Genomic DNA, 25,970 nt, shown 5'->3' on the forward strand with positions numbered 1-25,970 from the left:
TTGGTGCGTACATACCTATTTATCCAATTTTTTGGAAATTAACCGAAGGTTGGCTAGTTTCTTGCGCTCATTTTCTTCTTAAACTGCTTGATTGTGTTCTTTTCGTACTTATCAACTCTATAAAGTTAAACAAGCTGGATAGCGATATTGAGAAAAACCGCGTATTTAAGAGATAAGTGTTTGTTTATTGAGGGAGGTTTGTTGAATTAGAAACCAATCTGAAAATTAATAAAGGAGATCTAAATGAGGGAATCAACATTTATGAAGCTGCAAGAAGCATTATTAAAATCTTGGTCAATCAAATCAAGTTTCAAATGGACTAAAGACAATCCGGCTAAAGGCCAATGCGGTGTAACAGCGTTAGTAGTAAATGATTTACTAGGCGGACTTATAAGAAAGACCCCGTTATTTGAAGGATGGCATTTTTACAACGAAATAAATGGTATACGTTATGATTTTACTGTTTCACAGTTCAATGAAGATATCAGGTATATGGACATTCCTTCAAATAGAGAAGAGGCATTCTTGGATACAAATCAGAAACAATATGATTTTCTCAAGCAAAGTGTAAAGATACATTTATAAGAGCGTTTTAAAAGAGACGCACTAGAACAAACATGGCAGGTTAATGTAATAATATTTTTTGTGAAATTAAGTGAAATATGGAGGGACAAGTGTATAATCATAAATTTAATGAGTTTATTAAAATTGCAAAGAAACTAAATGATATTGAGATTATCCCATTGTTAATGGGTTCGGTTGGTTTAGAAATCGTTACAGGAAAAAGTTGGGATGCTCAAGACTTAGATATTCATGTACCTGGTGATGTAAGAGGGTGGGAAGTACCGCCTGAATTAAATATACACAACTGGAATGAAATTGTGAACATTATGAAATCAATGGGATATAGCTTGATTGATTTGCATGAGCATGAGTTCTCTACAGAGGGATTAACAGTTGAGTTTGGCATTACTGACACACTACCAAGTTTTGCCGGAGTACAATTAGAGGATTTAGAAATGCATGAAATGGAAGAGGTAAAGTATTACTTACTAAATCTTGAACAGTATTTAAGTGTTTACGAGTCATCATCCAAGGATAGCTATCGAGCAGATAAAAATAATAATAAAGATATTAGGAAGATAGATTTCTTAAAAAGTATGTTAAATGGTAACCAAAAATCTTACTAAATCTAATTGAATTAACTGATGTTTTGTTAAAAATAATTGGAAGCCCTTTTCTTATGTAACAAACGGGGCAGTTTTGTTTTAGAAGGACATTTTTTTTAGTGTGTAGTGGAAAATTAACATTTCTTACTTACTAAATGAAAAGCAATGAGGAGGGCTATGTAGCCTCTCCTCATTAGTTAATCAATTTTCTTTTCATTAAACAGGGTAACTGCTCGAATGTTTGCTGTTGATCGGAGTTGCCTAACCCTGATTTTTGCTTCTTCAATATCCTTTGCTTGAACCTGTTGATAAAACACCACTCCGCCTAGTTCATATTCAACCGTAAAAGTCTTGGATTCATCCATGCTAATCACTCCTAATGATGGGTTAAGATTTTATCAATTAATCCATAATCTATAGCTTCTTCAGCCGTTAGGAAGTTATCCCGTTCTGTGTCTCTTTCTATTTTTTCTTTAGGCTGCCCTGTGCGTCCTGAAAGAATAGTGTTTAGATGGTCTCTAAGTCTTAAGATACGTTTTGCACTTATCTCAATTTCTGTAGCTTGACCTCTTGCTCCTCCCAGAGGTTGATGAATCATTACTTCACTATTAGGCAGGGAGTATCGTTTTCCTTTTTCTCCTCCAGCCAGTAAAAATGCCCCCATTGAAGCAGCCATACCTATACATAAAGTGCTGACTGGTGCATTTATCAGTTGCATCGTATCATAAATAGCTAAACCTGCTGTGATGGAACCACCTGGTGAGTTAATATAAATAGATATATCTTTTTCAGGAGAATCAGAATCAAGGAACAACAACTGGGCAACAATGCTGTTGGCCACTTGATCATTGATTTCACCTGTTAACATGATAACTCTATCTTTTAATAATCGAGAGTAGATGTCATAAGACCGTTCGCCTCGATTCGTTTGTTCAACAACATAAGGGATAAGATTCATTTTTTCTCCTCCTTGAGATGATTGACGTTCAGATATATTCAAAATCTTTGCTGCAACTTCTTGATTAAGGGAATGGCACCTAATGTCTTCTGGATCCACGAGTTGTACGTGAATATGATTTTTTACACACTGAAGTTCCTGTTGGTGGTCAGTGAAGGTGGTAATTACCACAATTTCAACCTCATGTTCGTGCAGCTGCTGTTCGGTAAAGATCTCAAATAGTATGTCTAACGGATCTGTGAGGTTATTAACAATAATCAACCCATTCTCTTCAGGCAATCCGTTTAAGTTAGTAACTCTATGTAGCCCATCTGGTAGAAGAATTTTTACCTGAAGTTGACCAATTATCTGTTTTGGGAGGGGATCAAGACTAATACAAAGGTGAGTCATTCCTTCTTCATTTTCTATCTGCTGTTTTGAAAGAGCTAAATTAACTTTCATGATTATTTCCTTTTAACACATTCGTGACTGAGTCAATCACTTTTTGTCTAACGTCAGCTGAAAGGTGTTTGTTGATGGTAATATAAATATCTTCATTAACCATGTGCAAATGTTGTTGAACAATTCTCTCTGAGTTCAAAAAGGAAAACTGTTCAGCAATCCCTTTTATTTCATCAATCGAAAGGCCAGACAGAGTTTCTTGGATACTTGCTAATGATTCTCCTGTTTTGCTTAATGTTAGGGCAGCCCTAAAGTAATGTAAGTGATTGTCAGTATAGACTCTTTTATTGCCATGCAGTTCAAGTGGTGGCACCAACTCAAGCTGCGTGTAATAGCGAACGGTTCGTAGGTTAATGTCAGCTCCTTCTTTTATTAAAATGTCTGTAATTTCCTGAGCTGTATAGAATTCCATTGTAAGATTGACCCCCTTTTCACATCTGTTACAGTTAACTGTTATAGTTACATTATAGTGTAACGAGAAGGAGTTTAAAACCAATTTGTGAAAGATATTGTAAAAAATTCACTTAAGGTATTTGTTTTTAGTAAATGGGATGCTGCAGCAGCTCTTTTTCTTATTGAACAAACGGGGCAGCATTCCTGTAATGAAGGAAAATGGAGTTTGAACAAAAAAATAACCTCTTGGTAGAATGAGAGAGTCCTGAAGCCGGCAAGCGAAAAGGACATTACTCAAATACCAGGAGGCTTTAAAATGAATTATAACCAGAATAAGAAGATTGCTCAAATTACTCCTTACACCCTGATTATAGGGGTGGATATCGCGAAATTCAAGCATGTGGCACGTGCCCAGGATTTCAGGGGAATGGAGTTTGGAACTCCTTGTTATTTTGAAAATACAAAAGAAGGTTTTGAGCATTTTCTTAATTGGATTTCGGAAACGAAGAAAGCACGTAGTATGGAGAAAGTGATTGTCGGTATGGAGCCAACAGGTCATTATTGGTTTAACCTGGCTCATATTTTAAAAGAGAACGAGATTAAGTTTGTAGCTGTAAATCCCTTGCACGTAAAGAAAAGCAAGGAACTTGATGATAATTCTCCAACTAAAAATGATGTAAAAGATGCCAAGGTCATTGCTCAACTGGTCAAGGACGGAAGATACGCCGAACCTACTATACCGCAAGGTGTTTATGCCGAACTCCGTGTGGCAAAGAAAATTCGCGATCTTTTAACCGAGGACCTTCAAACGGTCCAGGGTCAGGTGCATAACTGGATTGACCGGTATTTTCCGGAATTTCTTAAGGTCTTTAAGAAGTGGGAGGGCAAGGCTGCATTACAATTCTTACGGCTTTATGCTCTACCGCATGAAATAGCCAATTTCACAGAAGATGAATTGCTTATCCATTTAAGAAAATCCGTAAAAAGAAGTGTAGGTGCTAATAAGATTCAGGAATTAAAGCAAGCAGCGAGTCAGTCCATCGGACTTCGCCAAGGCTCTGAGATGGCAAAAATGGAGCTGAAAACTCTTCTGGCTAAATATGATTTGATTCAGAAGGAATTCGAAGAATTGGACGGAAAAGTAGATTCCCTGCTTGATGAAATTCCAGGTGTAGCGCAAATGTTAGCGATCAAGGGTGTTGGAAGAGATACTGTCGCTGGTTTCTTTGCGGAAGTGGGTGACCTAAGTGAGTACTCTCACCCCCGACAAATCATTAAGCTGGCTGGCTTGAGTCTGAAGGAAAATACGTCTGGAAAGCATAAGGGCAAAACAACCATCTCCAAGAGAGGCAGGAAGAAGCTAAGGGCTCTGTTGTTTAGGGTTTGCATGATTCTAGTTGCCAAAAATTCAGCTTTTAAGGCCCTGCATGCTTACTTTACACAACGGCCGGACAACCCGTTAAAGAAGATGCAATCCCTTATCGCTTTGTGTAATAAATTGATTCGTATTTTCTTTAGTATAAGTAAAAAGCAATTTGAATTTAGTGAAGAAAAGATGTTAAAAGATATCCCTCACTTGGCAGGATCAAAGAAGGCAGAACTGGCCGCTTAATTCTGGTTTCGTTTAGATTAGAAATAGTTCTTGGCTTATAGTTTTGGAGACATTTGAAGCACGGATTAGTCGGCAAAGCAACTAAATTACGGGCATGGACCCTGTGGGGCAGCATGGCCGACATCCACCTCATGGAAAGGTTGGACGAAGGAATTTGAGAGCGAAGACTCTGTGAGGCATGGGAGGGTTGACCTCCATGAGATATGTGGACATCTACCAGTGCGGTCATATTCTTACTACTCCACCAATTTCTGTAATAGATTGGTTAGTGGGTTGTAGCCCATTTTTCTCTGTATGTCTAAATATATCCTTTTCAGTGACTATCCTCCAATTGAAACCATTTACCGGCAGGTAAATAGCTATGAAAATCTAAGAAATCAGGAGTAATCGGGTGTGTATGCTTCTTTTATTGAGGGAGGTTTGTAGAAGAAGCGAAATGGGATTTTAACCCATATATAACTTGTAATATGTTAGTATTTAAGAAACAGGTTAAATATTATATTGGAGGCCATTTAATTATGATTCGGTTTGTACTTCAATTTAGTGTTTCCATTACTTTACTTTTGTTTTCTACAGCTTTTGCTTGGTTTGAAGGGAGTGCTATTTTAGATAACCCTTGGGAATGGAGATATTCTACACCTTTTACACAGTTATTATATGGAGTAGTAAATAATCCAAGTGACATATCACAGCTGGATTACTTTGTCTATGCTTCTAAATTCCAACCCACTTTCCCCATAATTATGATTTTGAGTAGTTTATATTTGTTAATTCTAATTGGGTGCAATATCTTAAAGCAGGAGAAAAATTGGTTAGCCTATTATCTAACTTTTTTAGGTGGAGGATTATTTTTATTTAGTTATTTTACTTCTAATTCTCCAACAGTAGGTGGTCATATACTATTTTCTATTTTCATTATTAGTGGTTTATTATGCGTATCGGCTGCCTTAATAATTTACTTTCAAATTTTAAATCGAATCAAGGTAAATAAGGTTACTAACTAATTTAATTAAGAATTAGCGTTTGCTTTGCTTCAATAAGGAGCAAAGCATTTTTCTTATTCGACTAAAGACCTGCGGTAATATGTCAACTCCAAAAGTTTAAAGATGTTTAGTTTTCAATTTACTTGTGACTAAAAAAGACCGTAAGGAACTACACCAGTAAATAAATGTAATTTACTGGAAATCAGGAAGGCTTGCGCTGACAAAGTATATTTGTCAGATCTTCACGCACCTTTCTTGCGCAAAGACTTGGCGTTTGCGAAGCAGCGCATCCACCAATCGCACGAGTTTTCTTGCTGTTAGGACGAGGGCACGTTTGTGTTGATGTTTTGGAACTTCAAGACATTTCTTTTGGTAAAACTCGCGATATTCGGGAATCTGTCTCCTAACCGAGTTGGCGGCTTCAACGAGGTAGTAGCGCAGATATTCGTTTCCTTGTCGCGAAAGAGAAGTGTCTTCAGCTGTAAAGCGGCCAGACTGGTGTTTCCGCCAGTATAGACCTGCATATTTGGCAATCTTGCTTTCATCTTCAAAACGTTCAATCTGGCCGATTTCGGCAATAATGCCTGCGGCATATACAGGCCCGATGCCCGGTATAGTCTCCAAGGTCTGGGAAAGGCCTGTCATTAGACGGGTAATGGCTTTGTCGATTTCCTTGATCTGTTTCTGAAAGGAACGGATCAGCTCAATGGAAGTACCTAAAAGGAGATCCATTGAGTCTTCTACCACTTTATCTAAGCGGTAGGAAGAGCGGACTGCCCGTTGGATGGAAGTAGCTACTTTATCGGGATCAGAGAAACGATTCTTCCCGTGTTCCTGAAGGAACGCAGCCAATTCATCTAAAGGCATCTGGGCCAGTTCTTCCAGGCTGTATCTTTCGAGGAAGAGGTCCATCATCGCATTTCCGAAGGCGGAAGAGTCCACCTCATGGGAAAAGTTGCTGCACTTGAAATTCAGATGTTGGAGAAAGTGCTGTTTCTCCTTTGTCATCATCTTAACCAAGTGATAACGTGAACGGGTCAACTGTTGGAGTGCGACATACTGGCTCTCCTTGACAATGGACATCTGGTTACGGCCGAATCGGACATAATCGGCAATCACGAATGCATCAATTTCATCCGTCTTATTCATATCCGAATAGCTTTTCTTGAAGTTGGCAATCTGTTTCGGATTAATGACGAACACTTGAGTGTCAAAGACCTTAAGGTCTTCATCATAATGAAGGAACATAGAAGGATGGAAGCTATAGACCGAAGTGGACTCCAAACCGATCTTAACGCTTTCAACTTTACGTCCTTTCGCAAGGCCGAGGATTCGTTCCTTCAAAACTGTGGCTCCTGGAAGGTCATTTGATACCGTGAAGGTATCCACTTTTGATCCTTCCTGATCAAGGATACAGCCTTTCATGTCAAACGAACTTACGTCTAAACCAACAAATAATCGCATGGGGGTTACCCTCCTTTCATTGTGGAATCATTGGGTATTTCCTTGGACGCCTCGAGATATCTCTAGTATGGACGCCGATCATCAACCTCGTGTATCAGAACTGCATCTGCATCGAAAGCCGCCTCAGGGCTGCTTGTCACCTGAGTTCGAGAGGCAGTGCGCTCAGCCTGCGAGTATGAAGTGCCGCACGTACACTGAGAAACAGTCTTTAGATGTAGTCAAGCTACAGGGGCAGGAAGAATTGTCCCAAATGATCCTAAGACCATTATCTAGAAATATCTCGAGACGTCCAAACAGACCACCTTATATTGATAGAAAAGATGAAAAAGAGAATGGTATTTAAGGAGTTAAACATAATATACGAGGGGCAGGTTTGTTGAAGAAGGAATATGTCCTCAATTATAGAATTAAAAGGATTATATAATAAACAGATTGAAGGTGTAAAAATGATGGTTTTCCTTCCTATAGATCAAAGATTATTTGTTATAAGTGAAACGATTAGAAATATTGAGCAATACTTTGTTCACTGGGAAGACAGTGTTATAAGTCCGAAAGAGCTTTCATCCCTTACTTCTTATTACTTCAAGAAGGCGGCAGAGATAGAAACACAATATGATTTTACATTACTAATGTGGGAATTAATTGGTGGTTTTCGAAATGGACATACCTGGTACGTAGACAAAATAATGGTACCCAAGTATGGACATCAAAATTTCATCCTTGAACCAATATCAAATGAATGGAGAGTAAAAAACTCTTTTGACGAAGAGTTAAAAATGGGTGACTTGATTGTTTCTGTAGGAGGAAAGAACCTTAATGAATGGTATCAGGAAATTGGAAAATACATCGGTGCTAAAAAGGAAACATCCCGTAGGATAAAGTTAGGAAATATGTTATCTTTCTTTTTAAATGCTAAAAATATTGAGGTTGAATATTTGGATAGTAAGGGTTCTTTAAGGACAAAGAATGTTCAATGTTTAGATGTCAATAATTACATCAAATTAGTTGAAAATGCTTCTATTACCACGCAGGGATACTGGATTAAAGAAAATAAAGTTGCTTATATTAAGATACCAAGTTTTAGCAGTAAAAGTTTTGAAGAAGAAGCGATAAAACTTATACATAAATTTAAAAATTCACCATCATTAATAATTGATTTACGAGGTAATGGTGGAGGAAGAACACCTTTTGATCTGATTAATTTTCTTATGAAGATACCTTATAACTCTTGGCTAGAAAGATCTAGACATCCTGAGTGGATGTACAAACGTTATACTAATGAAGAATTTAAATTTCAAGAGGACTTTAGATATACATTATGTGGTCCCATTAAATACTATCCAAAAGACATTGACAATTGTTATCAAGGAGAAATAATCATTTTAGTTGATAAGTATACTGCTTCAGCAGCTGAGGACTTTACAATGCCTTTTAAATATCATAAACGTGGAACGATACTTGGAGAATCCACCTACGGATCAACTGGTCAACCAGCATACGTAAACTTAACAGAAAATATAAATTTAGGGATTGGATCTATTCGAGTATATTATCCATCTGGTGATGAATTTGAAGGAATTGGTATTGAACCTGACATTCAAGTTAACGTTACTAGAGAAGATATTTATAATAGAACAGATTCTTATATTGAAATGGCTTTGGACGTATTAAAGTGATAGGAAATAATGGGACACTTTGTGAAAAAATGTACTTAAACAAACGGGTGCGTTCGTATTATAGAGTTAACCAGTTTTTACTGGTTGCTCTTTTTTTTATAGGACCTATTATTTCAGTAGCCAGGGTAGAACGTACGGGTGCGTGGGAGTTAGATCTCGTCAACTAAACTGTTCGCCCCCTACTTGTAGAATGATGTTTGAGGCTGGTTGGGACAAATAATCTCGTATAACAAGCGAAGCTATGGAACTACAGGAAGGTATAGGGGTTACTGGTGAGTAAAACTAAGGGAGAGATATTAATGAATCCAGTCATTGGCCTAGATGTAGCCAAAGGAGAAAGTGAGGTTCAAGCCTTTTTAGATAAAGACAAGCCGTTCGGGAAAAGTTTCAGTGTAAAGCATACCAAGGAGGATTTAGATTCGCTTATTTCTTTTTTGAGAGAGATAGAGGGACATACTGGGGTTAGGCCAGCAGTTATTCTTGAATCTACAGGACATTACCATACACCGATTATTCAATGTCTTGAGGGAAGTCAGTATCTATACATCTTGGTAAATCCCATCATTTCTTATCAAGCTAAGAAAACAAGCCTTAGAAAGGTAAAGACTGATGCCGTTGATGCATATCACCTTTGTGTTCTTTACTACAAGGAAGAATTTGAGCCATATAAGAAAAGAGGACTGAGACTTCTAAACCTGAGAACATTGTCAAGGCAATACGAAACCGTTACGAACCTTTACATCCAGGCAAAACTTCAGTTTCATACTCTTCTTGATCAGATATTTCCTGAATACAGGGGAGTCTTCGGGGATTTATTTTCGAAAGTTTCTCTTAAAATATTAAAGGAGTTTCCAACATCCGAAGATGTACTGATGGCAGGAGAAGCAAAGATTTTGGCACGAATTAAGGAAATGCGTATTAAACGATCCCCAAGTTGGATGAGGGAGAAGGCACACAAATTAATGGCTTCAGCTAAGCGGAATCCATTCCAACAAGGTGTTTATGAAAGCCAGTTGTTCAGTTTGGATATGTATATCAATATGCTTCTTCAATACCAAGAACACCTATCAAGCTTGGAGAGGCAGATAGATGTCCTGGCAGAAGAAATTGAAGAATGTAAGATAATCCAATCAATTCCCGGTATAGGAGAAAAAATCGCGGCAACGATTATTTCTGAAATCGGGGAAATTGACCGGTTTAATCACCCTAAAAAACTTGTGGCTTACGCAGGAATAGATCCAAGTGTCCATTCATCAGGTAAGTTCACCGCTACGATAAATCATATTACCAAACGAGGTTCAAGCCGATTACGGCACGCTTTATATATGGCCGTATTATGCGGTATAAGAAGCTCGAGGAACAAGAAGCTAAAAGAATATTATGATCGGAAACGAAATGAAGGAAAGCCTTCAAAAGTAGCGATGATAGCTTGTGTAAACAAGCTTTTACACTGGATTTATGCAATCCTAAAAAGGAATGAGCAGTTCCTAGATATGGCTTAATCAACAAGAAAAAGCAGCTAATGAAAAACCTTCCAAAAGATATTTGGAGGGTTATTTGGCGTGCCTTCCAAAGTATAACACGGAAGAAAAAAATTTTTAATAAGAAGTTCTTGACTCCTATTAGCTGGTTTAGTTGAATTAGCAAATCCTTAAATAACAAAAACTCGCAATTTTCTAATGCGAGTTTTCTTTGTTATAACCTGATGGTAAGCAACAATGTTTACGAAAACAGCCAAAAAAATAAAGAGTGGGTTATGCAGCTATGTATTTATCTTAAGTCGGGATCAATGATGACTACAGCATATTTAATGGAATAAACAATTTTTAAGGAACTTTTTACACTAATTCATGCCAAAATTCCTATTCAACTAATTGCCCGAGTCCTTTAAGATAAAATGGAATAAAATGTAATTTACAATGCGGAGCTGATTCTGTTGAAGGTATTAGAAGCAGATTCCTTGTTTGCAGGAATCGACAAGACGAGCAATCAATTATCTATCCTTAAAGATCAGGTAAATCAAGTTCAGGTATCCATCCAGGAGCTGGTGTCTCTTGAAGATGCTTTTAAAGGGCAGGGCGGCCAGGCTATACGTGCGTTTTACCAGGAATGCCACCAGCCTTTTCTGCAATTCCTTGAATCCTGGATTGGCGAGTATCAATCCTATTTAAAAAGTTTCATAGGTTCATTGCGGGATCTTGAACCCTCCCCTTCAGGCTTTATCCGCCAGGAATTCCTGGAGCATGAGCTCAAACAGGGGCTGAGAAGCACCCTGCAAATTACCGCAGATCTAACACAGGAAGCAAATGAGATTATGAAGTCCGTAAGCGATATTGTTGTGCTTCCGCGGCTGGAGGATGGCCGTTTTATCCAGGCATCAAAGCGAGCCGAGGATTCAAGCCGAGAAACAGTTGAGAAACTGGAGGACTTCGACCATCGGGAAACGGCTGCATTGGAGCCTCTCCTGCAAGATCTATCCCTTATGAACCAGTACATCCAAAAAATGGCGGGCATGTTCCAAAGCGGAAGCTTATCTCTGGCCCAATATCAGCCTAAATCTCTCAACTGGAAGGATTTCCACGAGGATATATCGAATCCCAACCCAGAGAGTGAGCAAAGTATTCTTCAGGATATAGCTGAAGGTGCCATTGAAGGGACTGGCAAAGCTGTAGGAGATACATGGGAAGGCTTGAAGTCAACCTATGAGCTGGGAAGAACCATCATGGGACCGTTCAGTCCGCTGTTTTTGGGCAATGAAGTGCTGTTTAACCGTGACCAGCTTCTTGAAAACCAAAGGAAGCACCAGGAATTTTATTTAGGCATTATTAATGACCCTATAGGAAAAGTACGCCGGGCTTTGGATATGCCGAAGTATATATGGTCCGCTGTCACCACCGCCTGGGAGCGGGATGTCATAAATGGTGATACCAAAAGCCGGACAGCTTTCTTTACCTATGGCCTGACTTCCTTGGGAATTGGCATTCTTGGTGATAAGGGGATTGGGAAGGCTGGAACCATTGCCAAGTCAGTTCGCCAGGCTGGTAAAGGAGAGAAGGCACTACCGATTTACACGCCGGTTCAGACACCAGCCATGGCAGGAGGGGGACTAGCTCGAGGGCCGGTGCCTTACAATGTTCTTTTTGATCCGTTGACGAAAATCAAGATGGTGACTGAAGATGTGTTTGGGGTTAAGGGAATAGGTATTACTAACCAGCATATAAGAACTTATAGAAATGCTAATTTAAAAAAACTAGAAGAAAAATATACTGCTGACCCTAGAATTACAGTTGAAATGCCATATGTAGGTAAGGGGAAATCAGGAACAAATGCAGAAGGTTGGCTACGTGATAAAGACTTTTATTGGAAAGAAATAATGAATAAACATCCAGAGAGTTTAAGTAAAGCAAATAAACAAAAAATCAACTTGGGTTTTTCTCCTATTAATGATAAAGCGTTTAGAGAACATTTCCCGCAATATGATATAAAGGAATTATACAATGATACTTTAATCCATCACCATGTAGGTGGGGGTGGGCAGGCAGTTGCAGTCCCTTCAAAGTTACATCCTGGGACAGGTGGAATTCATAACGCAGAAAAAGCTGCAGGTATTTGGGGAAATGATAGTCAATATGCTGAATTACTTGAAAAATTTCTAAAAAAGTAAAGGATGATAACATTGAAAATAAAAGAAGCAATGCAAGAATACTTTCAGTTGAGGAAAGAAGTAGCAAAGGAAGGTTTGGATTTTTTATTTAAAACACCTATTAGTAGTGAAGATAACCTAATAATTTATGAAGGTAAAGTCGATGAGGATGAATATATCACATGGAAACCTGTAGAAATGACTGTTTCACAAGATTTTACAAGTATAGAAGATGAATTTGACATAAAATTGCATAAAACAATTGTTGATTATTTTAACTCATATTGGTTTGCAGACTTAGATGGTTTTTATCAAGAAAACTATATTAAATTAGAACCTGTCATACCTAATAATGAGATAAGTTCATTCAAGGAATCTTTGAAAGGATATAAAAAAAATCATGGGGATAGTTTAGAGAAGATACCTCTTGGGATTGAGGGAAATGGTTTGTTGTTGGTAATTGAGAACAATAGTGGAATAGTTCAATTAGAAGATTTTGAAAGAGGTACATTTGAAAATATTGCTGAGAATATTGAAGAATTAATAAGAAATTTGAGATTAAAAAGATAATATTTTATTTAGAGATGATTTTCCCAGTAATTAATGTAAGTAATATACTTTTTTTTCTTTAGTTTTGGATACAGACCCTTAAATTATCATTCTTCTTCAAATGAAGGGGCAGCATCCCTAAAATAAAAAACAACATTGTAAAAAATGTACTTACACTATAGGGTGCCTTACTTTAAAATCCAGCTGCCGAACCAGGCAGCTTTTTCTTATTTAACAAAACCAGCTAATAGTTTGTCAATATTTTTCATTAAAATATCGAAATTCATCGTGATATACTAAAAAAGGGTATACTAAATAACCTTCATATTCTCTGAACTGGAAGGTTTTTCGTTATTTAGTTAGATGTTGCTACTATGCTATATCTTGGAAAGTTGTTCTGTCTCTTAATAAGGCAAATATCCAGTGTAAGAGCTTATTTACACAAGCAATTACAGCTACTTTAAATGGTTTTCCTTCCTCGCGTTTCTTATCATAGAACTCTCGTAATTTCTTATTTCGAGGAATGATTTCATCGCTTGTTTTGCTCTTGCGACAGTCACGTATCGCACAACGAACAGCCATATATAAGGCGTGGCGAAGCCTGCTGGAACCTCTTTTAGTGATTCGGTTTTTTGTGGCGGTAAACTTGCCTGATTCAAAAACACTAGGATCTACTCCAGCGAAAGCCACGAGCTTTTTAGGATCAGTAAATCGATCTATCTCCCCAATTTCAGAAATGATCGTGGCAGCGATCTTTTCACCGATACCAGGGATAGATTTGATAATATTATATTCTTCAACTTCTTTAGCGAGGGCATCTATCTCTGATTCCAATGTGGATAGGTGCTCTTTATATTGAAGAATAATATTAATATACATACCTAAGCTTAAGAAATGACTCTGATAGACTGTCTTTTCAAAGGGATTGCGAGTTGCCGCCTCTTTTAGTTGTAAGGCTTTTTCGTTGGCCCATCTGATTGAGCGACTTTTACATAATTCCTTAATTCTATTTGAGAGTGTTTCATCACTAGCTTCTAATATGTCTTCAGAGGACGGAAACTCCTTTAAGGTTAAGAGTGATACTACAGAATATAAATCACCGAACACTCCCCGATATTCAGGGAATACTTGATCTAGAATAGCCTGGAACTGAAGCTTTGTCTGAATCATCACTCCTGTAATATTCTCGTGTTGTCTTGTAAGGTTACGAAGATTTAAAAGCTGAACCCCTCGCTTTTTATAAGGTTCTAACTCCTCCTTGTAAAACAACTCGCAGAGGTGGTAAGCATCGACGGCATCTGTCTTTACTTTCCTTAAACTTGAACTTTTCGCCTTGTAGGAAATCAAAGGGTTAATAATAATTAATAAATATCCACGTTCCTCTAAATATTGGACTACTGCTGTTTGATAGTGTCCAGTAGCTTCAAGAATAACTGGAGGTTTTAAACCTGTTTCTTTTTGTACTACCTCTAAAAACTCTACAAGTAAAGCAAGACCCTGAATAGTATGTGCTACTTTAAAGCTCTTTCGGAATGGTTTACCTTTATCGACAAAAGCTTGAACCTGACTTTCCCCCTTAGAAATATCCAGACCAACGACTGGATTCACCAAAATCATCTCCTAATCTTTAATTTTGCCGGTACCCCTTATTCTCCTTGCAGTATCACAGCTTCGCTTGTTATACGAGATCTATGTCCCAACCAGCCTCAATCATGTTTCAACAAGTAGGGGGCAAACTGTTTAGCTGACGGGATCCAGGTCCCACGGGCAGTTACGTTTTACCCCGGCTACCGTTATAATAAGACCATATAAAAAATGGTCAACCAGAAATATTTTCATATCTGGATGACCTTATAATACGAAAGGGGCAGCATTCCTGTAATGAATGAAAATGGAGTTTGAACAAAAAAATAACCTCTTGGTAGAATGAGAGAGTCCTGAAGCCGGCAAGCAAAAAGGACAAAAATCTCAAACACCAGGAGGCTTTACAATGAATTATAACCAGAATAAGAAGATTGCTCAAATCACTTCTCAAACTCTTATTATAGGAGTCGATATTGCGAAATTCCAACATGTGGCTCGTGCCCAGGATTTCAGGGGAATGGAGTTTGGATCCCCGTGTCAATTTGAAAATACAAAAGAAGGATTTGAAAACTTTCTTAAATGGATTTCGGAAATCAAAAAAGAACAGCGTATGAGTAAAGTGATGGTTGGCATGGAGCCAACAGGCCACTATTGGTTTAATCTGGCCCATATCTTAAAAGAAAATGGGATAAAGTTTGTCGCAGTAAACCCGTTGCACGTCAAGAAAAGCAAAGAGTTGGATGATAACTCACCCACCAAAAATGATGTGAAAGATGCCAAGGTCATAGCCCAGCTGGTCAAGGATGGAAGATACGCCGAACCAACAATACCGCAAGGTGTTTATGCAGAACTCCGTGTGGCAAAGAAAATACGCGATCTTTTAACTGAAGACCTACAAACGGTCCAAGGACAGGTGCACAACTGGATTGACCGGTATTTTCCGGAATTCCTCAAGGTTTTTAAGAAATGGGAAGGTAAGGCTGCTTTACAATTCTTAAAGCTCTATGCCTTGCCACATGAAATAGCTGTATTCACCGAAGAAGAACTACTCGTCCATTTGAGAAAGTCCGTATCTCGGAGTGTTGGATTAAACAAGATCCGCGAATTAAAACAGGCAGCTAGCCAGTCCATCGGACTTCGACAAGGTGCTGAAATGGCCAGGCTGGAGCTAAAAACCATTCTGGCTAAGTATGAATTAATTCAGTTACAATTCGAAGAATTGGACGCCAAAATAGACAGCCAGCTTGATGAAATACCAGGTGTACAACAAATGTTAGCGATAAAAGGTGTAGGCAGGGATACAATTGCCGGCTTCTTTGCGGAAGTAGGAGATTTAGGTGAATACAATCATCCAAGGCAGATTATCAAGCTGGCCGGCTTAAGCTTAAAAGAAAATACATCCGGCAAGCACAAAGGAAAAACGACCATCACAAAAAGAGGCCGAAAGAAACTCAGGGCACTGTTATTCAGGGTCTGTATGATTCTCGTTGCCAAAAATTCTGCATTTAAAGCATTACATGCTTACTATACTCAACGTCCGGATAATCCTTTAAAGAAGATGCAGTCCCTGATTGCTTTGTGTAATAAACTAATTCGGATTTTCTTCAGTATAGGAAAAAAGCAATTTGATTTTAATGAGGAAAAGATGCTAAAGGACATCCCTCATTTGGCAGTAACAAAGAAGACGGAAATGGCAGCTTAACTTTGGTTTAGATTAGATAAGTAGTAGTTCTTGCTTTTATAGTTTTGGAGACATTTGAAGCACGGATTAGTCGGCAAAGCAACTAAATTACGGGCTTGGACCCTGTGGGGCAGCATGGCTGACATCCACCTCATGGAAAGGTTGGACGAAGGAATTTGAGAGCGAAGACTCTGTGAGACATGGGAGGGTTGACCTCCATGAGTAAATGTGGACATCCACCAGTGCGGTTATATTTTTACTCATCCACCATTTTCTGTAAGGGATTGGTTAGTGGGTTCTAACTCTTTTTTCTCACTCTGTCCAAAAATATCCTTTCAAGTGAAGATCCTCCATTTATAAAGTGAGTTACCGAAAGGTAAATAACTATGAAATTCTAAGAAAACAAGAGTAAATAAGTGTTTTCGCTTCTTTTATTGAGGGAGGTTAGTCGAAGAAGGATAATTCTTAAAAAAGAAGAACGAATAAGTAATATGGTTTTTTTACTTGATAAATCAAAAAGTATCGTCAAGGACGGTCTTTTGATATGATAATAAAATTTTTGTAACCTTTTCCATATCTCAAACGATTAATTAGCGAATACATAATTGGGGGGATAATTTTGGCTGATAACGATTACGAAAACAGAGTTGTTGAAATCTATCGGCAATATTATTTGGATGTCTATCGGTTTCTTATTTGTTTTACAGGAAATCAAAACGATGCTGAGGATTTGACCCAAGAAGTGTTTATTCGCGTTCTGAATAATTTTAAAAATTTCCATTCTGGAAGCAGCAGCGTAAAGACTTGGATTTTTTCGATAGCTAAGCATATTGCAATTGATCATTATCGCAAGAAAAGATTTAGTGCAATCTTTACGGATGGGTTTTTTAAGCAGTTAGCTTCAACCGAAAAAGAGCCTAACGATTTAGTTGAACAAAATGAGATGAAAAAAATGGTTCATACAGCTATCTCAGGATTAAAACCTAGTTTTAGGGCTGTTGTAATCCTGAGGGCTATAAACGAATTTTCAATAAAAGAAACAGCTGAGGTTCTTAATTGCAGCGAATCCAAGGTAAAAGTAGATTATCATAGGGCATTAAAAATTCTTAAATGTAAGCTAGATATAGGTGCAGAGGAGGTAATCGAAAATGCAAACTGATAAGGATTTCATTAACCAAATTAAGGAAACCTATTCAATGGAACCGAGACCGGATTTTGTTTTAAATACTGAATTAGAACTTAGAAAAGCTGCAAGGAAAATGAAAAGAAAAAGAACTTTTAAATTGATTTCACTTACATCAAGTGGGTTCATCCTGAGCTTCCTTGCTATCTTATGGATTTTTTCATTTAATGGTAAAGAAACCATTGAAAATACACTTTCTTCATTTGTTGAAAACAATCCATTATCGGCAGTTAAGAACTCCGAACCTTTAGTTTATATTTATCATTCACATAATCAAGAATCATTTATCTCAGAAACGAAGACGAAGGATCCCAACAACGAACCTTACCATCCCACAAGGAATATCTCATTAGTGGGAAATAGATTTAGTCAGGCATTAAAGGAAAGAAATATCAGTTCAGTACACGATACTAGTGATACTATGGGAATTCTTCAGGACAGAGGGCTTTCCTATGATCAATCATATTCTGTTTCAAGAGAATCTTTAGAAGAAAGCCTGAAAAATAACCCTACCATTGAAATGATATTTGATATACACCGGGACTCAAATGAAAAGAATGGGACTACGGCCAAAATAAATGGAGAAGATTTTGCAAGAATCGCATTTGTCGTTTTTCGGTCAAATGTTAAAGACGAGGACAGTTTAAAATTTGCACAACACCTTCATAAGATAGTTGAAGGAAAATATCCTGGTTTATCGAGAGGGGTATTGGTTAAAACAGATCCGAATACTCAAAACACCTACAACCAGGACCTAAAAAATCAATCAGTTTTAATGGAAATTGGTGGAGTTGAAAATACATTGGAAGAAGAATATAGAACAGCGGATGCACTTGCGGAAGTTGTTGAGGAATTACTTAAGTATCAGAAATAATGCCAGAATCCTTGTGTTTGAATAGTGGGATTGCTGTTGCAATCCTATTTTTATTCTCTAAAAAGGAGCTTTTCCTTATTGTGCTAAGGGGCAGGTTTATTTAAGAAGGATATTAAGTAAATATAGAGAAGAATATAGTTATTCCATTTGATGTACAGAAAGTCTTTTGAAAAGGTGTGTTTAGTTGAAAATAATAACAAATAAACCCTATGTTTACTTCTTCTTCGATCCAAACATAGTAATTGCACGAGAAATTCCAAACAAACCATATAAAAATATAGAGGAGTTTTGTTTGTGCCCTGGGTTTCATTACACGTATGAACTTAAGGATAACGAGGTTTTTGAGTCTTTCCATCATAAAAAGAATAAACACTTAGAAGGAAAAGGTTATATAACAGACCAGGAGTCAACTTTCACTATGTTCAAGGTAATGAATGAACACTCAAAAGATAAATTAGACCTTGTTTAGCTTAGGCCTTAAAAGGTGATTTGCTATAGAACTTAGGGTGCAGGAGCAAAAGTCTAAGCTGTCATTTCGGCAGCTTTTTTCTTATTCAACCACTGGGGCAGCATTCCTGCAATAAGTTTGTGAAGAAATGTACTGTGCGAAACGTTTCCTTATAAGTGTATAAACACGAAATAGGAGGATTGCTAAAAAGCAATCACAACTGATTAATTGAAACTTGGAATGAGGGCCGTCATGTTGAGCTGAAACGAGTTATCTGATACTCCTACATGCACGGAATGGTAGTAGCCCGAACGTGTATGAAGCTAGGTGAAGTCGGCTGAAATGTACCTAAGTTCTTAAACAGAATATGGTTCATGATAGGTCGGGATGCTATAAAATATCTAAGGTGAGAATGTCCAGATGGACTGACGAACTTGCGAATGTACAGGTCTAGAATCTAATACGCTCGAAAGACGTATGCTGTAAATGCAGTGTCAAACACCGAAAAGTACGACTAGTACATAGGAACCTCGGAATATCTAACTAATGAGGATATAGAATTGACAGGCTTAAAGTAAGCACCTACGGATATATGTAAAGCTAGGTTAATCGGAACGTTGTAAGTAAGAAACATCCACTATTAAAAGACTACTATCTGGATGGTGTCTATAAGATAAATAAACATCGAAGTGACTTTATTCTTGCGAAAGTAGGGATATAGTACCGATGAAACGTGTAACGAACGTGGAGGGATGGTCCCAAGTCTTATTCGTTGAAGGCAAATCAATTTAATGAAACTCACAGGGTCGAGTACGATGATGGGATTTTCCGCAAGGAAGGAGAAACAATCCATCGGTGAGTACAGCTTTACGGCATGCAGAATATTACAGTATGCAAGACATATTTGATGACCTTTACGAGCGAAGTAAAAACAATGCTACAAAGGGTTTAAGGCTATATGAACATATCATATCGAAAGACAATATCTTATTAGCCTTTCGAAACATCAAAGCGAATACAGGTTCAAAAACAGCTGGAACTGATGGCATCACGATTGATAAATATAAAATTGAAAACGTTGATGAATTTATTGAAGTAATTCGAAAAGCATTAAAGAATTATAAACCTCAAACGGTACGAAGAGTTGAAATACCTAAACCGAATGGAAAGAAAAGACCATTAGGAATTCCAACTATGAGAGATAGGTTAATACAACAGATGTTCAAACAAGTATTAGAACCAATTTGTGAGGCTAAATTTTATCACCATTCATACGGTTTCAGACTAAATAGGTCAACTCATCATGTAATGGCTAGATGTCAGTTCTTAGTCAATAATGTGAAGTTACATCATGTAGTAGACATTGATATAAAAGGTTTTTTTGACAATGTAAGCCATTCAAAATTAATTAAACAAATGTACAGTATAGGTATACGGGATAAAAGAGTATTAGCCATTGTTTCAAAAATGTTAAAGGCACCAATAAAAGGCATAGGTGTTCCAACTAAAGGAACTCCGCAAGGAGGTATCCTATCCCCCCTACTATCGAACATTGTTTTAAATGATTTAGATTGGTGGATAGCTAACCAATGGGAATGCTTAAAACTAAAACATTCTTATGCACCTAATAGTAAGACTAGAGCGTTAAAGAAAACGAATCTCAAACAAATGTATATCATCAGATATGCGGATGACTTCAAGATTTTCACAAATTCTCATGAATCAGCTATAAGAATACATCACGCCACCAAAGAATACCTAAAAAATCAATTAAACCTTGATGTATCTTCCGAGAAATCAGCGATTACTAATCTAAGAAAGAGAAAATCTGATTTTCTAGGTTTTTCTATTAAAGCAGTATCCAAGCGTAATAAATATGTAGCCAATACACATATTATGGATAAAAAGAAGAAAAACATACTAGATAAACTTAGATATTTAATTCGCGAGATTCAAAATAAGCCAACGCCAAAAACTGTTTTGGATTATAACTCTTATATTCTCGGAATAAAAAATTACTTTAAAATTGCAACTCATGTAAATATTGACTTTGGAAAAATAGCCTATCGTCTAACGAAAACCATGTATAATCGTCTAAAATCAATTGGGAAATATGGAAAACCCATTAATCCATCGGAAACATACAAGAGACTTCATAAGAATAATTTCAAAACATATAAAATTGCTGGTTTGCATTTATTTCTCTTCGGAGATACACAAACAAGTAATGCCATGAACTTCAGTCAAGATATATGTGACTATACAAAAGAAGGAAGGCTTAAACTTCATCAAAATCTTAGGGCTGACATTGCCATAGAAATAAACAAGATGTTACAAATACCTTACGGTAAAGACAACTTAGAATTTGCAGATAACAAAATTTCAAGGTACTCTATGCAACTAGGAAAATGTGCTGTAACAGGGGAATTTTTGACATCCGATAAGCTGCACTGTCACCATAAGTTACCCCGACATATGGGGGGGACAGATGAATTTAGCAATCTTGTAATCGTACATGAAGATGTACATAGATTAATCCATGCTACTAATGAAACGACGATTGAACGATATAGGAACATTCTTCAATTGGATGGAAAACAACTGAAGAAACTAAACCAATTCCGTAAAGTTTGTAATTTAATTGCTTTAGTCTAAAAGAATAAGATGGAACGCCTAATGCGGTGAAAATCGCACGTTGGGTGTGGAGCAGGGGAAAAGATGGAGATTACATCAAAGTCTTACCTATTGCTATTAAATTATAGGGTGCTTTAGTTGAATAAGAAATTAAAATTAGATCACACATTTTAGATATATCTATTATGTGTGGTTCTTTTAATATCAAGCAATGTATTCCTATAACCTTAATATAACATTGGTTATATCGGTATATGCGAGATAATGACAATGATGGTATGGTTGGAGAGTAAGCATCTAAACTTTGAGGAAAATATATGAAAGAAGGAACATTTTCCTCTTTGTCTATTCTTATTTTAGTTCCAACTGAAGAACAAGGCCAAACTCATCTATGAGTTTGGCCTTTTTAAAATGGTAAGTCATCTTTTATTATTGGTCTAATTTGCTTTACGTCTTCTGTAATATCGTTATTTTCATTCCATGTCACTTTTTCAATTACAGTTTGTCTAAAGCCACTTTCCCTTATTTGAGACTGTATCCATTCATAGGTTGTTACTGCCGCTGTAAAAGTAGGGTTTTTTTTAAACTCATGATCACGGACATGAAAAGTACCTCTTCTTAAACCCCTGTTACCTTCAATGTCCATTATTGTTTCAATCACAATTTCCAACGGGTTCATCCTTTTTAGGTTTAATTAAGCTTTTGCTTCAGCCAATTCAACATTTTCTCATCGTTTTTCTTATTCTGCCTTTTATTTTCCCTTTTTATATAGCGCGATAGGGTAGTGTGAGCAATGCCTATTTCCTCAGAAGCTTGCCGGATGCTAATATTTAAAAACTCCAATGCTTCCTTCATTTTTTCAGGAGTTAAAGTAATCGGCCCTTGTGAGTCTTTTGCACTTTGTATAGCCATAGAATGTCCGCTTGGTACTAATTCAATATCTGCTGCACTTTGCGCTATGGATGTTTCGATTAATCTTTTGTTTGTCACTGGTTGCGAAGAAAGAATCTTTCTGTTTTCCTTTACAATATAATCAGCCGGCAAAATATGTACATTTAACTTACTCCAGTATTCTTTAACCCAGTTTCGTTTTCCTACCATTTCTTCGTCTAATTCATCTAAATACATCCATTTTTTTATAACACCATCAGCCTGGAGATCATCCAAAGTGTTTTCAAATTTATCCCTTAGTGCAACTCCAGTATAACGGGAGGAGAAGTCCATTTCTTTTAAAAGAGTTCCTACCTTAAATGGCTGCCCAAGCGTGTTCCTAACCGTTCTGATCCTCCATTGGAGGTTTAAATACCTTGTCAGCCGTTTATGAGCTCTTTGGCTGGTATGGCTGTATTTAAAGACCTTTAAATCTAATATACCAAGTGTCTTTTTAGGACCTTCCAGATAAGGAGTTAAAATAGAAGTAGGGCGCACCTGGACAGCATATATTCCTTTAGCTTCTCCTGTGTTCTTATCATAGGCTATACGTATTTTTCCTATTTCAAACATCTTCTGGAAATCCTTAAATTTATACAGCTCGCTATCTTGAAGGCCTTCCGTATTTACAATCTTAATAGTCTGGTCACCTAAGGATACCCAAATACTTGAGAGTGCCGCTACTCTTCTCATAATGTTAAAACGGTCTTCTTCCCGGTAATCAAATTCTTTACCAGCAAAACTTCTCTTTTTTATATTTCTTAGTCGCAAAGCATCATTACTATGAAACTCTATGTATCCATCACTCGACTTTGGCTGTGTAAGCCATAAATATGATATCAAATCAAATAAATCCGCGGTCAAGTCATCTAACGAGTTAAGCGTTTCACCCAAGGTCTCTAGCCATACTTGCTGCTCTATCGTTAATTCAGTTTGTAATTCATGCGGCCGCAGCTCAGCAACCCCTTTAACGTTACCTCGATTGTCTATAATTTCAGTCGCTAGATAACCTGCTTCGCCTTCTTTGAAATCATTCTTCTTCGTAACCATATCTCTCATTAGATGAAAATCCATATTCGTGCTGGAAAGGATATAGTCCTTCTCTAGCGCTTCTTCAATTTTATTGTCGTTAAAACTATATTTCACTTCGACTTCAGGAAACTCCTGGTGCAGATGACCTGTTATAAATGCTTTTATCGTGTCACCAGATGAGGAGACAACATCTTTGATCATTTCCTTAGTAATTGGTTTCTGGTGAAAAAATGCTTCTGTAAAAAGGGAGATTAACACTCCAAAAGAACGCATATCATCTGTGGGCTTTTGATTTAATATTTCTTCTTTTGTCATTTGATACGCTAAGCTGCTCCACTTTGACAAAACATGAGGGCGATCCATAAAGAGTGATTTAACTTCCTCAAAAAGAACAATTTTCAGAGCTTCATAATTTAGGATTAAATGTTCTGGTATGTCTTCATATTTCATTTTTCTAACCTCCTTAGAAAAAGGGGTGAATTTGTCCTCTTAATAATATCAAAATGCACCAAATAAAAATTAAAAAATCGAGAAATGCACCATTTTACCCGACATGCCTAATCAAAATGCACCACTTTTCAAAAGAAATGCACCACTTTTGATATAACTAACTTATATAAACCCTTATAAATCAAGGGTTTAATAGATATTATATCTCTTTTTCTCTGCGGAGGTTGTAGGGGTTAACAGCCGGCTATATGAATTTATAGCGGAACCTGTATAGAAATAAAAATAAAACGCACCACTAAAAATGCACCATTTGATGGGCATCTAGCGGAACCTGTATGGATTAAAAACCTTGATTTAAAAAGAAAGTTGGTAATTAATATTAAAAAAACCAAATGAAAGTTCAAATACTGAAATCAATTACTGCGACTGCTGCATAACTTAAAATGCACCAATTCAAAGACATTATAGCGGAACCCGTATAAATATAATCCTTTACATTATAGATAAATCCCCATTTATCAAAGGTTTATTAATAGTTCTTTATTTATTTTAAATGGTGCATTTTATATCTATTGGTGCATAATCTAGCGGTAATCGTATAAGAAAAAAATAATAACTTTTTCCGAAAGCTTATTATACCAGTGTTTATTCCACTTTTATTTGTGGTGCATTTTCTCTAGAGAGGATCATTTTCCAAATTTCGATTGAGTTATACTTATTTCAACAATAAGAGATTAATAGAATTGTCTATAGAAAAGCTATTTTTTCATGTCTTGAGATTAACATGCATTCAGGACAAAGATCTCTTGTACCTAGTCTTTATTTGGCTTTCTGCGAATCAATACATAAATTAGAAAGGAGCTTGAGCATGAAAAGAGTGAAGATTGACGGTTTCAGAATGCACCAATCTATACTAAAAGAATTTCATTTGTTGCGAGACCAGACGTTTGAACGGCCCCCAGCATCCGCTTATGTTGTCTACCTAACTATGCTCAAGCAGCTGGACTTGGAGAAAAACCAAAGAGGTATTCTAAAAGAGTTCAACCTTTCTTACTGGGCCAAAAAACTCCAGATTCCTTATTCTTCTTTGTATTCAGGGAAATTATATTTAGAGAAATATCACTTTGTTAAAGAGGAGATCCAAAATGGAATCTCTGTCTTAGTGTTAAAAGACATTGAAAAGTGCAATAATCCAGGTGTGGAAGGAGGTAAACTAAATTACCTTCTGATTCCTCATTCTCTTTTTGATACAAATATTCTCGCAGAATTGGTTAGGACAGCAAACCCCGAAGCAATTGAGTTAATGCTTTCTTTATTTAACCAGTTCCGTACAGCTATGTCTAAAAGAGAAGACATTGACTTGAAAATGCTTAAACAATCTCGTAACATGTCAACTTTAAAGAAGCAATTAAATAAAAATGCGAAGAAGGTTAGAGAAATTTTAGCTTTGTTGGAACCTTTATTTGATGTTAAATTTGAGGGCTTACAGTTCCGTGGCAATCAGATTTGGGTTAAAAAGGTATGGATTACATTAAAAGAAGATTGTGTTAAAGAACAAAGCAGCGGTGAATTTAAAGTTGATCATCTCATCGCAATGCTTTCCCATGAATTAATATATTTTCTTGATGGGCATAAAATAAAATACAAGCCTCGAGACCAATTTGACATCATGCTATCTTTTAAGCAAGAGGTATATGATAAGGTGAAATTTATTAAAAATGATGAATCCTTTAATCTTGAAAATTCGATTAAGCGATACTTTATTAGCTGCATAGATAGTATTGGTTCCTACATAACTGAACAAAGTGTGCTTAAATCAACTTTTAGAATACATTCCCTGGGAGCCTTTTTCAGGAAAGCCTTCCGTAAAGATATAAAAACTTTACTTAAGAAGATCCCATATGAATTAATTCACGATGCTAAAGTAGAACAATATCAATTGACTGGAGAAATACCGGAATTTGCAAAATTTGATATCTAAACAGCCTTGTAAAAAATTTACTTGTTACAAGGCTTTTGGCGTTTCAATTCTCATGTTTAATATTTGAATTAGCTAAAAAAAGAGGTCCCATTTATGGAACCTCTTTTTTAAATTCCAAAATCCCTTTCGAATATTCACTTGTGGAATACTTAATAATTCAATAATTCTATTGTGAGTTTGTATACAGTGTATTAAACAAACTGTTAACTTGTTATTTTCTTTTATTTGCTTCTGTTAAATTCTTAGTTATTTGAATGGCTTCATATAGGTGATATTGTAAAACCC

22 protein-coding genes are annotated in these 25,970 nt (G+C 36.7%); 15 read left to right on the top strand and 7 right to left on the bottom strand.

All coding sequences use genetic code 11. The features are described from left to right. Positions 1-243: 243 nt before the first annotated feature. Positions 244-585: a YunG family protein gene (locus NSQ49_RS25595; RefSeq protein ID WP_159871936.1), complete on the top strand. Its 342-nt coding sequence runs from the start codon at positions 244-246 to the stop codon at positions 583-585. An 89-nt stretch (positions 586-674) separates the two neighbouring features. Next, a complete protein-coding gene (locus NSQ49_RS25600; RefSeq protein ID WP_159871933.1) occupies positions 675-1,190 on the top strand; it encodes a phosphoribosylanthranilate isomerase in 516 nt (171 codons plus the stop codon). Positions 1,191-1,366: 176 nt separating this feature from the next. Here the strand turns inward: NSQ49_RS25600 and NSQ49_RS25605 are convergent, their stop codons facing one another. From NSQ49_RS25605 to NSQ49_RS25615, 3 genes are read right to left on the bottom strand one after another with little or no spacing between them, the layout of a single operon-like run. Continuing rightward, complete coding sequence (locus NSQ49_RS25605) at positions 1,367-1,534, bottom strand: hypothetical protein (protein WP_159871930.1); 168 nt, start codon at positions 1,532-1,534, stop codon at positions 1,367-1,369. An 11-nt stretch (positions 1,535-1,545) separates the two neighbouring features. Beyond that, positions 1,546-2,568 carry an ATP-dependent Clp endopeptidase proteolytic subunit ClpP gene (gene clpP / locus NSQ49_RS25610; protein WP_159871927.1) on the bottom strand — a complete coding sequence of 341 codons (1,023 nt, stop codon included), beginning with the start codon at positions 2,566-2,568 and terminating at the stop codon, positions 1,546-1,548. After that, positions 2,558-2,980, bottom strand: a complete 423-nt coding sequence (locus NSQ49_RS25615) for a MerR family transcriptional regulator (RefSeq protein WP_159871924.1) — start codon at positions 2,978-2,980, stop codon at positions 2,558-2,560. The genes clpP and NSQ49_RS25615 overlap by 11 nt, the downstream gene beginning before the upstream one ends. A gap of 87 nt (positions 2,981-3,067) precedes the next feature. Here NSQ49_RS25615 and NSQ49_RS25620 point away from each other — a divergent pair, with 87 nt between their 5' ends. From NSQ49_RS25620 to NSQ49_RS25630, 3 genes are all read left to right on the top strand, one after another. Beyond that, positions 3,068-3,214: a hypothetical protein gene (locus NSQ49_RS25620; protein ID WP_159871921.1), complete on the top strand. Its 147-nt coding sequence runs from the start codon at positions 3,068-3,070 to the stop codon at positions 3,212-3,214. Between the two features lie 63 nt (positions 3,215-3,277). Further along, positions 3,278-4,573: an IS110 family transposase gene (locus NSQ49_RS25625; RefSeq protein WP_341071464.1), complete on the top strand. Its 1,296-nt coding sequence runs from the start codon at positions 3,278-3,280 to the stop codon at positions 4,571-4,573. A gap of 518 nt (positions 4,574-5,091) precedes the next feature. Continuing rightward, positions 5,092-5,577, top strand: coding sequence for a YjdJ family protein (locus tag NSQ49_RS25630; protein WP_159871956.1), 486 nt, complete (start codon positions 5,092-5,094; stop codon positions 5,575-5,577). 213 nt (positions 5,578-5,790) lie between these two features. Here NSQ49_RS25630 and NSQ49_RS25635 read toward each other — a convergent pair whose 3' ends face one another. Beyond that, positions 5,791-7,020, bottom strand: coding sequence for an IS110 family transposase (locus NSQ49_RS25635; RefSeq protein WP_009333976.1), 1,230 nt, complete (start codon positions 7,018-7,020; stop codon positions 5,791-5,793). Positions 7,021-7,409: 389 nt separating this feature from the next. Between NSQ49_RS25635 and NSQ49_RS25640 the strand changes: the two genes are divergently transcribed. The 4 genes from NSQ49_RS25640 to NSQ49_RS25655 all read left to right on the top strand — a co-directional run bounded on the left by NSQ49_RS25640 (position 7,410) and on the right by NSQ49_RS25655 (position 12,909). Continuing rightward, positions 7,410-8,696 carry a S41 family peptidase gene (locus tag NSQ49_RS25640; RefSeq protein ID WP_159871958.1) on the top strand — a complete coding sequence of 429 codons (1,287 nt, stop codon included), beginning with the start codon at positions 7,410-7,412 and terminating at the stop codon, positions 8,694-8,696. A gap of 299 nt (positions 8,697-8,995) precedes the next feature. Further along, positions 8,996-10,198 (top strand): IS110 family transposase, encoded by a 1,203-nt coding sequence (locus NSQ49_RS25645; protein ID WP_159871975.1) that lies wholly within the window; start codon positions 8,996-8,998, stop codon positions 10,196-10,198. A gap of 434 nt (positions 10,199-10,632) precedes the next feature. Beyond that, entirely contained in the window at positions 10,633-12,360 is a 1,728-nt protein-coding gene (locus tag NSQ49_RS25650) for a T7SS effector LXG polymorphic toxin (protein WP_236566356.1), read from the top strand. Between the two features lie 30 nt (positions 12,361-12,390). After that, on the top strand, positions 12,391-12,909 hold the full coding sequence (locus NSQ49_RS25655; RefSeq protein WP_201306633.1) for a SecY-interacting protein Syd: 519 nt from the start codon (positions 12,391-12,393) through the stop codon (positions 12,907-12,909). 351 nt (positions 12,910-13,260) lie between these two features. On the opposite strand, the gene NSQ49_RS25660 is transcribed toward NSQ49_RS25655, so the two are convergent. Continuing rightward, positions 13,261-14,496, bottom strand: coding sequence for an IS110 family transposase (locus NSQ49_RS25660; protein ID WP_159871969.1), 1,236 nt, complete (start codon positions 14,494-14,496; stop codon positions 13,261-13,263). A 382-nt stretch (positions 14,497-14,878) separates the two neighbouring features. Between NSQ49_RS25660 and NSQ49_RS25665 the strand changes: the two genes are divergently transcribed. The 5 genes from NSQ49_RS25665 (at position 14,879) to ltrA (ending at position 21,313) form a co-directional block, all read left to right on the top strand. Further along, entirely contained in the window at positions 14,879-16,174 is a 1,296-nt protein-coding gene (locus NSQ49_RS25665; protein WP_159870551.1) for an IS110 family transposase, read from the top strand. 598 nt (positions 16,175-16,772) lie between these two features. Then, a complete protein-coding gene (locus NSQ49_RS25670; protein WP_285871337.1) occupies positions 16,773-17,312 on the top strand; it encodes an RNA polymerase sigma factor in 540 nt (179 codons plus the stop codon). Beyond that, entirely contained in the window at positions 17,302-18,210 is a 909-nt protein-coding gene (locus tag NSQ49_RS25675; protein WP_159871184.1) for a stage II sporulation protein P, read from the top strand. The genes NSQ49_RS25670 and NSQ49_RS25675 overlap by 11 nt, the downstream gene beginning before the upstream one ends. 184 nt (positions 18,211-18,394) lie before the next feature. Next, positions 18,395-18,679: a hypothetical protein gene (locus NSQ49_RS25680; RefSeq protein ID WP_159871187.1), complete on the top strand. Its 285-nt coding sequence runs from the start codon at positions 18,395-18,397 to the stop codon at positions 18,677-18,679. Positions 18,680-19,513: 834 nt separating this feature from the next. Further along, entirely contained in the window at positions 19,514-21,313 is a 1,800-nt protein-coding gene (ltrA, locus tag NSQ49_RS25685; protein WP_159871190.1) for a group II intron reverse transcriptase/maturase, read from the top strand. A gap of 385 nt (positions 21,314-21,698) precedes the next feature. On the opposite strand, the gene NSQ49_RS25690 is transcribed toward ltrA, so the two are convergent. Together NSQ49_RS25690 and NSQ49_RS25695 are read right to left on the bottom strand one after the other, a co-directional pair. Then, entirely contained in the window at positions 21,699-21,953 is a 255-nt protein-coding gene (locus NSQ49_RS25690; RefSeq protein ID WP_236566341.1) for a hypothetical protein, read from the bottom strand. A gap of 29 nt (positions 21,954-21,982) precedes the next feature. After that, the gene (locus NSQ49_RS25695) at positions 21,983-23,704 is read right to left on the bottom strand and encodes a helix-turn-helix domain-containing protein (protein WP_159871196.1); all 1,722 of its coding nucleotides are present in this window, start codon (positions 23,702-23,704) and stop codon (positions 21,983-21,985) included. 868 nt (positions 23,705-24,572) lie between these two features. Between NSQ49_RS25695 and NSQ49_RS25700 the strand changes: the two genes are divergently transcribed. Continuing rightward, entirely contained in the window at positions 24,573-25,685 is a 1,113-nt protein-coding gene (locus tag NSQ49_RS25700) for a hypothetical protein (RefSeq protein ID WP_159871199.1), read from the top strand. The last annotated feature ends 285 nt before the right edge of the window (positions 25,686-25,970 follow it).

It is taken from the genome of Cytobacillus sp. FSL R5-0377, from assembly GCF_038004385.1.
Classification (GTDB): domain Bacteria; phylum Bacillota; class Bacilli; order Bacillales; family Cytobacillaceae; genus Cytobacillus.

Bases quoted from the DNA above. Each gene is read 5' to 3' on its own strand.
- clpP (WP_159871927.1), bottom strand. From the start codon at position 2,568: ATGAAAGTTAATTTAGCTCTTTCAAAACAGCAGATAGAAAATGAAGAA.
- NSQ49_RS25640 (WP_159871958.1), top strand. From the start codon at position 7,410: ATGTCCTCAATTATAGAATTAAAAGGATTATATAATAAACAGATTGAA.
- NSQ49_RS25675 (WP_159871184.1), top strand. From the start codon at position 17,302: ATGCAAACTGATAAGGATTTCATTAACCAAATTAAGGAAACCTATTCA.
- NSQ49_RS25655 (WP_201306633.1), top strand. From the start codon at position 12,391: ATGCAAGAATACTTTCAGTTGAGGAAAGAAGTAGCAAAGGAAGGTTTG.
- NSQ49_RS25665 (WP_159870551.1), top strand. From the start codon at position 14,879: ATGAATTATAACCAGAATAAGAAGATTGCTCAAATCACTTCTCAAACT.
- NSQ49_RS25635 (WP_009333976.1), bottom strand. From the start codon at position 7,020: ATGCGATTATTTGTTGGTTTAGACGTAAGTTCGTTTGACATGAAAGGC.
- NSQ49_RS25700 (WP_159871199.1), top strand. From the start codon at position 24,573: ATGAAAAGAGTGAAGATTGACGGTTTCAGAATGCACCAATCTATACTA.
- NSQ49_RS25630 (WP_159871956.1), top strand. From the start codon at position 5,092: ATGATTCGGTTTGTACTTCAATTTAGTGTTTCCATTACTTTACTTTTG.
- NSQ49_RS25595 (WP_159871936.1), top strand. From the start codon at position 244: ATGAGGGAATCAACATTTATGAAGCTGCAAGAAGCATTATTAAAATCT.
- NSQ49_RS25615 (WP_159871924.1), bottom strand. From the start codon at position 2,980: ATGGAATTCTATACAGCTCAGGAAATTACAGACATTTTAATAAAAGAA.
- NSQ49_RS25605 (WP_159871930.1), bottom strand. From the start codon at position 1,534: ATGGATGAATCCAAGACTTTTACGGTTGAATATGAACTAGGCGGAGTG.
- NSQ49_RS25645 (WP_159871975.1), top strand. From the start codon at position 8,996: ATGAATCCAGTCATTGGCCTAGATGTAGCCAAAGGAGAAAGTGAGGTT.
- NSQ49_RS25625 (WP_341071464.1), top strand. From the start codon at position 3,278: ATGAATTATAACCAGAATAAGAAGATTGCTCAAATTACTCCTTACACC.
- NSQ49_RS25695 (WP_159871196.1), bottom strand. From the start codon at position 23,704: ATGAAATATGAAGACATACCAGAACATTTAATCCTAAATTATGAAGCT.